The following is a 1,996-nucleotide window of genomic DNA, read 5'->3' on the forward strand; positions in this document are numbered from 1 at the left end:
ATGGTGGGATGGCGCCCTTCATTCCCATGCCGGCGGTGAAACCCGATCCGGGCGCCGATCCCGAAACGCTCGCCAATGCCGAAGGCGGGCTCGACCAGGACGCGATCAAGCGGCTGACCACCAAGGTGCCGGTATCGCCGGTCTCGATGCTGCCGCCGGATCAGCGCAAGGTCAGGGTCGTCGGGCCAGCGTTCCTTCCCGACCCATCAGCGGCAATAGATCTGAAAGCTCCGGCCCCGAAGACCGCCCGGTGAGCGCCAGTCTCAGCGGCATGAACAGCGGCTTGCCCTTGCGCCCGGTCGCTTCCTTGATCTTGCCGGTCCAGTCCTTCCAGACCGTTCCGTTCCACGGCTCCTCTGGCAACACGTCGAACGCCTGATTGAGGAAATCGCGGTCCTCGCCGGAAAACTCGGCCGGCTCCTGCGGGCCTTCGCTCAGGATTCGCCACCAGGCGACCGCGTCCGACAGGCGGTCGAGATTGCCGCGCGCCGCCAGCCAGAACGCCTCGGCCTTGTCGCCGGAAATGCCCAGCACCATCAGCCGGTCGCGAGCGTCCTCGAACGACATGTGATGCATCAGCGCGCGGTTGAGCACGAGGAGCTCGTCCGGATCGAACTTGGAAGCGGATTTGGACGTCGCCGCCGGGTCGAAATGGCCGGCAAGCTCGTTGAGATCATGCGCCGCCGTGACATTCTCCGACGTGCCGACGAGCACGGCCAGCGACGCGACCGCCATCGGCTCGATCCCGTCCTGGCGCAGGCTCTCGATCGACAGCGCGCCGGTCCGCTTCGACAGCCCCTCGCCCGTGGTCGTGGTGAGCAGGTTGTGGTGGCCGAAGACCGGCGGCTCGGCGCCGAGCGCCTTGAAGATGGCGATCTGCACGCCGGTGTTGGTGACATGGTCGTCGCCGCGAATGACGTGGCTGACGCCCATCTCGATATCGTCGACCACCGAAGGCAGGGTGTAGAGATAGGTGCCGTCCTCGCGCACCAGGACGGGGTCCGACAGCGATGCGAGATCGACCGTCTCCTCGCCGCGCACCAGATCGTTCCAATGCACGTCCGTGCGCTCCGGCTGCAGCGGATCGCTGGTGAAATTGGGCAAAAGAAAGCGCCAATGGGGCTTGCGTCCGTCAGACTGATATTCCGCCACCTGCTCCGGCGTCAGCGTCAGCGCCTCGCGGCCATAGACCGGCGGCAGGCCGCGCGTGCGGCGCACCTTGCGGCGCAGATCGAGCTCTTCCGGCGTTTCGTAGCAGGCATAGAGCACCCGCGCCGCCTTCAGCCGCTCGACCGCCGCGTCGTAGATATCGAAGCGGCGCGACTGGTACTCGGTGACATCCGGGAAGATGCCCAGCCAGTGCAGGTCGTAAAGGATGGAATCGGCATATTCCTGCTTCGAGCGGGCAATGTCGGTGTCGTCGAAGCGCTGGATGAAACGGCCCTTGTTGTTCATGGCGAAAAGCCAGTTGAACAGCGCGGTGCGCGCATTGCCTATATGGATGCGGCCGGTCGGCGATGGGGCGAAACGGACGGTGACTGTCATGAGCGGGGCGTAGCGGATGCTTTTGGCGTTGACAAGGCGCGCCCCCGCGAACGCAACAGATAGTGCAAGCCAGCTAAAATGAAAAGCCGCTGGCCCCAACGCTTCGCGGCAGCCTGATAAAACCTCGTCAAGTGCCCGGGGACTTGGGCTTCGCATGTCCCCGTTATCCACATATGTGACACACAAGATGTTGGGGTCACAAAAGCTACAAAAACGAATCCTTGACGGGTCGGAACGAGTCGCTTTTTATAGGCCATGCGCTCCTGTTGCGGGCGTGACCGGAGAGTTCAGAGGCCGGTCTTTTTTCCCGGATTTTGTGCGTTTTGCCCGGATTTCCGCCCGTTCACGAGGCCGGCGGAAGCGTTGGGATCTTTGGGGTTTGGGTGGGCGAAAGGGAGAATTGTCGGCCTGGAAAAAATGATCTGTTAACACTATATTTAGTGTTTGCAGG

General features: G+C 63.1%; 1 protein-coding gene and 1 pseudogene. One reads left to right on the forward strand and one right to left on the reverse strand.

Annotated features, from left to right (window positions below; genetic code table 11):
• A pseudogene (locus tag EOA28_RS34160) lies at window positions 1-254 on the forward strand (hypothetical protein); the annotation flags it as partial.
• Here the strand turns inward: EOA28_RS34160 and gltX are convergent.
• Window positions 172-1,545 (reverse strand): glutamate--tRNA ligase, encoded by a 1,374-nt coding sequence (gene gltX, locus EOA28_RS34165; protein ID WP_127251306.1) that lies wholly within the window; start codon window positions 1,543-1,545, stop codon window positions 172-174. The pseudogene EOA28_RS34160 and the gene gltX overlap by 83 nt on opposite strands.
• Between the last annotated feature and the right edge of the window lie 451 nt (window positions 1,546-1,996).

Source organism: Mesorhizobium sp. M2A.F.Ca.ET.067.02.1.1 (assembly GCF_004023285.1).
Classification (GTDB): domain Bacteria; phylum Pseudomonadota; class Alphaproteobacteria; order Rhizobiales; family Rhizobiaceae; genus Mesorhizobium.

Coding starts and splice junctions, on each gene's coding strand:
- gltX (WP_127251306.1), bottom strand. CDS start 1,545: ATGACAGTCACCGTCCGTTTCGCCCCATCGCCGACCGGCCGCATCCAT.